General features: G+C 35.6%; 6 protein-coding genes and 1 riboswitch. Of the genes, 5 read left to right on the top strand and 1 reads right to left on the bottom strand.

The window, feature by feature from the left end:
- Positions 1-99: 99 nt before the first annotated feature.
- Positions 100-381, bottom strand: coding sequence for a hypothetical protein (locus tag N4A40_10375; protein ID MCT4662255.1), 282 nt, complete (start codon positions 379-381; stop codon positions 100-102).
- 157 nt (positions 382-538) lie between these two features.
- Here N4A40_10375 and N4A40_10370 point away from each other — a divergent pair, with 157 nt between their 5' ends.
- From N4A40_10370 to guaA, 5 genes are all read left to right on the top strand, one after another.
- Positions 539-1,393 carry an 8-oxoguanine DNA glycosylase gene (locus tag N4A40_10370; GenBank protein MCT4662254.1) on the top strand — a complete coding sequence of 285 codons (855 nt, stop codon included), beginning with the start codon at positions 539-541 and terminating at the stop codon, positions 1,391-1,393.
- A 122-nt stretch (positions 1,394-1,515) separates the two neighbouring features.
- Complete coding sequence (locus N4A40_10365) at positions 1,516-1,797, top strand: co-chaperone GroES (GenBank protein MCT4662253.1); 282 nt, start codon at positions 1,516-1,518, stop codon at positions 1,795-1,797.
- A gap of 30 nt (positions 1,798-1,827) precedes the next feature.
- The gene (gene groL, locus N4A40_10360; GenBank protein MCT4662252.1) at positions 1,828-3,450 is read left to right on the top strand and encodes a chaperonin GroEL; all 1,623 of its coding nucleotides are present in this window, start codon (positions 1,828-1,830) and stop codon (positions 3,448-3,450) included.
- Positions 3,451-4,137: 687 nt separating this feature from the next.
- A riboswitch (purine riboswitch) is annotated at positions 4,138-4,239 on the top strand.
- A gap of 131 nt (positions 4,240-4,370) precedes the next feature.
- Positions 4,371-5,825: an IMP dehydrogenase gene (guaB, locus tag N4A40_10355; protein ID MCT4662251.1), complete on the top strand. Its 1,455-nt coding sequence runs from the start codon at positions 4,371-4,373 to the stop codon at positions 5,823-5,825.
- A 21-nt stretch (positions 5,826-5,846) separates the two neighbouring features.
- Positions 5,847-7,367: a glutamine-hydrolyzing GMP synthase gene (gene guaA, locus N4A40_10350; protein ID MCT4662250.1), complete on the top strand. Its 1,521-nt coding sequence runs from the start codon at positions 5,847-5,849 to the stop codon at positions 7,365-7,367.
- The last annotated feature ends 45 nt before the right edge of the window (positions 7,368-7,412 follow it).

Raw genomic sequence — 7,412 nt, 5'->3', positions numbered from 1 at the left:
TTAGCTTTTCTAGCTTTTGCTATCTAGTTTTTTTACTTTTCTAGATTTTGACATCTAATTGCATTTAGAGTATTGATGCACATATGGTGCTTGAAACATCTAGATAAAATTTAGTCCAGTTACTTTGATAGATTTGAGTCCCAATATACTAGAAAGTTTAAAGTAGAGATGTTCATCAACTGCGAGGCCTTTTTTCAAATATATGTCAACATTGTCCACTTCAAAGTGGTCAAATCTTTCTAGATTTTTTGGTTCTTTTATCTCAATTTGTGGTTCTACTGGTATTCCGCAGCAGCCTTTTCCTTCTACAGTTTTTATTGTTATACAATGACTGTGTTTATGTTTTAAATAATCTACAACTTTAGGGTCTATATGAATCATGGTTTCAACTCCTCTCTAAAATTTAATTAAAAAAATACAAAACTACCTATATTATTTATACCCAATTGAAATTTAAAATCATTACAAAATTTTCAATTAAAAATCGATAAGTTAGTGCTATGATATAATGAAGGAAGTGAATAGGAGGATATGTTATATGGAGATATACGATTTAAAAATAGAGTTGAACACAGCATTTGATTTAGGCGCTACTCTAGAATGTGGACAATGTTTTAGATGGAGCAAAAATGAAGAAAGTGTGTATAGTGGAGTTGTTTGTGAATCATATGTAGAGATAAAACAGGAGCTAAAAACACTTAATATAAAAAGTACAAAGAAATTAGATGAAAATTTTTGGAATAGTTACTTGGGGTTAGATGAACCTTATGAGGATTTTCAAGAAAAATTTGCTAAGGATAAGTATATAAAGGAAGCGGTAGCACATACACCTGGGCTTAGAGTTATGAAACAAATGCCTTGGGAAACACTTATATCATTTATACTTTCATCAAATAACAATATAAAGAGGATAAGTGGCAGTATAGAAAAACTCAGTGAAAAATATGGAACTGAAATAGAAACGTGGGATGGCAAAATAGCATATGCATTTCCTACATTAGATCAATTAGTAGGAGTTAGTGCTGAAGAATTTAAAGCTCTAGGAGTAGGATATAGAGATAAGTACTTAGTTGATGCAGTTGAGAAGCTTCACAATAAAGAAGTAGACCTAAAAAATGTAAAAGACATGGAGTATAAAGCTGCGAAAAAAGAATTGATGAAAATTAAAGGAATTGGAAGCAAAGTGGCAGACTGCATACTGTTATATGGATTTGATTTTAAAGAAGCATTTCCGGTAGACGTATGGGTTAAGAGAATAATGATGCATTGCTATGGTGAAGAAATAGAACATGAGAAGAATATACTGAACTTCGTGGAAGTGGAATTTGGAGAACTTGCAGGAATAGCCCAGCAATATCTATTTCACTATGCTAGAACAGCTTTAAAATGGTAGAAAATTTGGTAAATAATACTTGACAATCCAGAGCCGTTTTAATAAACTATCAATGTAGGGTTAGCACTCTGAAGAGTTGAGTGCTAATGATGAAAAACATACAATATCAAGGGGGTATTTTCATGAATATAAGACCATTAGGAGATCGAGTTGTGATCAAGAAAGTAGAGGCGCAAGAGAAGACTAAAAGTGGTATAGTACTTCCTAATTCAGCGCAGGAAGCTCCACAATTGGCAGAAGTATTGGCCGTTGGCTCAGAGATATTAGGAGATGACGCTAAAAAGGATGAAATAAAAGTTGGAGATAGAGTTATCTTTTCAAAATACGCTGGAACTGAGATTAAAATAGAAGGCAGAGAAGTTACAATACTAAAACTTAATGAGATATTAGCAGTAGTAGAATAATATATTAACTCAATTTGGGAGGCGAATGACATGGCTAAAGAAATAAAATTTAGAGAAGATGCTAGAAAATCAATGGAAATTGGTATAAATAAATTAGCAGATACAGTGAAAGTAACGCTTGGACCTAAGGGTAGAAATGTTGTTTTGGACAAAAAATTTGGAGCACCTTTAATTACAAATGATGGTGTTACTATTGCAAAAGAAATAGAACTAGAAGATGCATACGAAAATATGGGAGCTCAACTAGTAAAAGAAGTAGCTACAAAGACGAACGATGTAGCTGGAGACGGAACTACTACAGCGACTCTTTTAGCACAGGCTATCATAAGAGAAGGACTCAAAAACGTTGCAGCAGGTGCAAATCCTATGATCGTGAAAAAAGGTATCCAAAAAGCTGTTGAACTTGCTGTAAATGAAGTTCAAAATATATCATTAGAAGTTAAAAATAAAAATGAAATAGCACAAGTTGCTAGTATTTCAGCTGCAGATGAAGCTATTGGAGAATTGATAGCAAATGCTATGGAAGTAGTTGGAAATGATGGAGTAATCACAGTAGAAGAAGCTAGAACTATGGGTACTACACTTGAAACCGTTGAAGGTATGCAGTTTGATAGAGGATATTTATCACCATATATGGTAACAGATACAGACAAGATGGAAGCAAATCTTGAAAATCCATATATATTGATTACGGACAAGAAGATAAATAATATACAAGATGTACTACCTGTGTTAGAACAAATAGTACAGCAAGGTAAACCACTTTTGATAATAGCTGAAGATATAGAAGGTGAAGCATTAGCTACATTGGTAGTTAATAAATTGAGAGGAACATTTAATTGTGTGGCTGTAAAAGCTCCAGGATTTGGTGATAGAAGAAAAGAAATGCTTAGAGATATAGCTATACTTACAGGTGGAGAGGTTATATCAGAAGAATTGGGATACGATATCAAAGAAGCTAATTTGATGATGCTTGGACAAGCAGCTAGTGTCAAGATAGACAAAGACAACACTACTATAGTAAATGGTGGTGGAAATGAAGAATCTATTAAAGAGAGAGTTAGACAAATAAAAGTTCAAATCGAAGAGACAACTTCTGACTTTGATATGGAAAAACTTCAAGAAAGATTAGCAAAATTATCTGGTGGAGTTGCAGTTATAGAAGTTGGTGCGGCTACTGAAACGGAGCTAAAAGAAAGAAAACTAAGAATAGAAGATGCACTTGCAGCTACTAGAGCGGCTGTTGAAGAAGGTATAGTTCCTGGTGGTGGAACTGCACTTGCAAATGCTATATCTAAAGTTAGAGAATTGGCAGCAGAGCTTCAAGGTGATGAAAGAACAGGTGCGAAAATAGTGGCTAGAGCATTAGAAGAGCCAGTTCGTCAAATTGCTGAAAATGCAGGTTTAGAAGGATCTGTAATTGTAGAGAAGGTAATGAATAGCGAAGTAAGAGTAGGATTTGATGCACTAAACGAAGAGTATGTTGATATGATACAAAAAGGTATTGTTGACCCAACAAAAGTAACTCGTTCGGCACTTCAAAATGCAGCATCAGTAGCGGCTATGGTTCTTACTACAGAAGCAGCTGTAGCAGATATAAAGGAAGATGAACCAGCTATGCCACCTATGGGCGGAATGCCAGGAATGATGTAGAATAGAGAACTAATTAACCAATGAAATATAAAATTTGAAGAAAAGTGCATTGAAAGCTTAGGTCATATTAGTATGATTTAGGCTGAAATGCGCTTTTTATTTTGAGAAATTTACTAGAAATGTGCTAAATTTGGGCATTAGAAAGCAGCTACCGGGAAACGATAGCTGCTAGAATGGTGTTACATTAAATCGGTCTTATACTCGATTTAAAGGACTATATCGAACAAACTCGAATCTCCGACATCCTTTTGGCGGCGGGACATCGAAGCTCAATTATCAAATATGGGTGATTTTATGGCGGATAAATACTAAATCTCATAAAGCATCAACCAACGGGAGTGAACCGTTCCTATTAAAAGGAGTGTTTAGCTTAAAATCACTTCTTTCCAATACCATTCGATTCTTTCATGGCTTAAAAGGCACGCAAGGTTTTAAAAAGATAGGTCGAAATAAATTCAATGATTCGATTTAGACATTTAATCATCATAAATGATATGCTCTGATATTTTCCTCGACTCTAATTCTATCATATCAATCATGATTTTGAAAGAAATAAAATTAGAAGAACGGGTGATAACATTTACAACTTCTAACTACTGGAAAAAACAAATGTCTATAACGTAAAAAATACTTTGATTATATTCTATTGACAAGGGTAGTTAATAATGTTAGTATGTAGAAAACTAAATACTAAGAGATTAGATTACTCATATATGTCTTGGGATAGGGCCGAGATGTTTCTACCAGATGACCTTAAATTATCTGACTATGGGGAAAATTTGTCGTACGCGTATATTTTCCTCTGAAAGTGTGCGCTTTTTTTGTACTTTTTTAATCGAATGTATAGAAAATGGGTATAGTTCAGAGAGAAAGACCAATATGAGTGATCTTTACTTTAAATGTTTTCAGGAGGTTGTTTAATGGAAAAGTTCTTAAACGAAGGGTTGACGTTTGATGACGTACTTCTAGTACCAGCAAAATCAGAGATATTACCAAAAGAGGTTACTTTAAAAACGCAGTTGACAAAAAAGATTACGCTTAACATACCAATTATCAGTGCGGGTATGGACACAGTGACAGAATCAGCTATGGCTATAGCTATGGCGCGTGAGGGTGGAATTGGAATTATCCACAAAAACATGTCAATTGAGCAGCAGGCATTAGAGGTAGACAAGGTTAAGAGATCAGAGCATGGAGTTATTACAGATCCATTTTATCTATCAGCAGATCACAATGTAGAAGATGCATTAGATGTGATGAGAAGATATAGAATTAGTGGAGTACCTATCGTAGATGCTGATATGAAATTAGTTGGGATTATTACGAATAGAGACGTGAGATTTGTACAGGATACTTCAATCAAAATTGAAGATGCTATGACAAAAAATCCACTTATCACTGCTAAAGTTGGAGTATCTATGGAAGAAGCTCAAAAAGCTATGGCAGAGCATAGAATAGAAAAATTACCTATAGTAGATGAGAATGGAAAACTTTCAGGACTTATCACAATTAAAGATATAGAAAAAGCAATAAAATATCCTAATTCAGCTAAGGATGAGAACGGAAGATTGTTAGCTGGAGCAGCAGTAGGAGTTACAGCAGACTTGATGGATAGAGTAAAAGCACTCTATGAGTCAAAGGTAGATGTTATAACAATCGATACAGCACATGGTCATTCCGCTGGAGTATTGAAGGCAGTTGCAAAGGTTAAAGCAGCTTACCCTGATTTACAAATCATAGCTGGTAACGTTGCAACTGCAGAAGCAACAGTAGATTTGATAAAAGCTGGAGCAGATGCAGTAAAAGTTGGTATAGGACCAGGTTCTATTTGTACAACTAGAGTAGTTGCAGGTGTTGGAGTTCCACAAATCACTGCGGTTTACAATTGTGCAGAGGCTGCTAAAGAATACGGTATTCCTGTAATTGCAGATGGTGGAATCAAATACTCAGGCGATATAGTTAAAGGATTGGCAGCAGGTGGTAGTACAGTAATGCTAGGTTCAATGCTTGCAGGAACACTTGAGAGCCCTGGTGAAGTTGAATTATTCCAAGGTCGTCAGTACAAAGTTTACAGAGGTATGGGCTCGCTTGGAGCTATGGCTCAAGGTAGTAAAGACCGTTACTTCCAAGAAGGAAATAAAAAATTAGTTCCAGAAGGTGTTGAAGGTAGAGTTGCTTACAAAGGACCAGTTGGAGATACTATATTCCAATTACTTGGTGGACTTAGATCAGGTATGGGATATTGTGGAACTGCTACTGTAAAGGATTTAGCAGAGCGCGGACAATTTGTTAGAATTACAGGAGCTGGCTTGATAGAAAGTCATCCTCATGATATCAATATTACAAAAGAAGCACCAAACTATTCGATTAAATAGGAGGATGAGAGCGTGGAAAATATGATTTTGATTTTTGATTTTGGTGGACAATATAGCCAATTAATCGCAAGAAGAGTAAGAGAAGCTAAAGTGTACTGTGAGATAGTACCTTACACTATAAGTTTAGAAAAGATAAAAGAAAAGAATCCAAAGGGAATTATATTCTCAGGTGGTCCAAATAGCGTTTACGCAGAGAACGCACCTAAAGTAGACATGAAACTTTATGAAATGGGAATTCCAGTACTTGGAATTTGCTATGGATTACAACTGATGGCAGTTGGTTTCGGTGGTACAGTAGAGAGAGCAGAAGCGAGAGAATACGGCCGAATGGCTTTAGACTATAAAAAAGACAGTGACTTATTTAAAGGCTTTGAAAAAGAAATAGAATGCTGGATGACTCATACTGACTTTGTCAAGGAACCTCCTCAAGACTTTGAAATCATTGCTAGTACAGAGAGCTGTCCAGTTGCTGCTATGTCAAATGCAAAAAAGAAACTTTATGGACTTCAGTACCATCCAGAAGTAGAGCATACACAAGATGGTTACAAAATGATTCAAAACTTCTTATTTGAAGTTTGTGGATGTGAAGCAAACTGGGATATGGGAGATTTTGCAGAAGAAACTATAAAATCTATAAGAGAACAAATTGGCGATAAAAAAGCTATTTGTGCACTTTCAGGTGGAGTTGATTCATCTGTAGCAGCTGTCCTTGTTCACAAAGCTATAGGTAAGAACCTTACTTGTATATTTGTAGACCATGGTCTTCTTAGAAAAGATGAAGGCGATCAAGTTGAGCAAATATTCAGCGAGCAATTTGACATGAATCTTATCAGAGTTAATGCTCAAGAGCGTTTCTTATCTAAGTTAGCTGGTGTAACAGATCCAGAGACAAAAAGAAAAATAATCGGTGAAGAATTCATCAGAGTATTTGAAGAAGAAAAATACAAATTGAGAGATGCAGACTTCTTGGTTCAAGGAACTATATATCCAGACGTGGTAGAGAGTGGAACTGATACAGCTCAAACAATCAAATCACATCACAATGTTGGAGGACTTCCAGAAGATGTTGATTTCGAACTTATCGAACCACTTAACCTATTATTCAAAGATGAAGTTCGTGAAGTTGGTAGAAAAATTGGTATTTCAGAAGAGTTAGTTAGCAGACAGCCATTCCCAGGACCGGGACTTGCTATTCGTGTAATGGGCGAAATCACAGAAGATAAGCTTGCTATACTTAGAGAGGCTGACTGGATTTATAGAGAAGAAATCAGAAAAGCTGGACTTGATAAAGAAATCTGGCAATACTTTGCAGTTCTTCCAGGAGTTCGCTCTGTTGGAGTTATGGGAGATGAGAGAACTTATGCTCATGCAATAGGACTTAGAGCAGTTACTAGTTCAGATGGTATGACATCAGACTGGGCTAGAATACCTTACGATGTCTTGGACAAAATTTCAAGAGAAATCGTAAACAGAGTAGAAGGGGTTAATAGAATAGTGTATGATATCACTTCTAAGCCACCTTCAACAATCGAGTGGGAGTAATACATCCACATCAGGATGTTTACTATATATTAAGCTTTCGTAGAT

It is taken from the genome of Tissierellales bacterium, from assembly GCA_025210965.1.
Taxonomy (GTDB): domain Bacteria; phylum Bacillota; class Clostridia; order Tissierellales; family JAOAQY01; genus JAOAQY01.
The sequence above is the reverse complement of the archived record's forward strand: the minus strand, read 5'-3'. Positions and strand labels throughout refer to the sequence as shown.

What these genes read in the sequence shown, in the direction of transcription:
- N4A40_10375 (MCT4662255.1), bottom strand. Translation starts at nt 381, where the DNA reads ATGATTCATATAGACCCTAAAGTTGTAGATTATTTAAAACATAAACAC.
- N4A40_10370 (MCT4662254.1), top strand. Translation starts at nt 539, where the DNA reads ATGGAGATATACGATTTAAAAATAGAGTTGAACACAGCATTTGATTTA.
- N4A40_10365 (MCT4662253.1), top strand. Translation starts at nt 1,516, where the DNA reads ATGAATATAAGACCATTAGGAGATCGAGTTGTGATCAAGAAAGTAGAG.
- groL (MCT4662252.1), top strand. Translation starts at nt 1,828, where the DNA reads ATGGCTAAAGAAATAAAATTTAGAGAAGATGCTAGAAAATCAATGGAA.
- guaB (MCT4662251.1), top strand. Translation starts at nt 4,371, where the DNA reads ATGGAAAAGTTCTTAAACGAAGGGTTGACGTTTGATGACGTACTTCTA.
- guaA (MCT4662250.1), top strand. Translation starts at nt 5,847, where the DNA reads ATGATTTTGATTTTTGATTTTGGTGGACAATATAGCCAATTAATCGCA.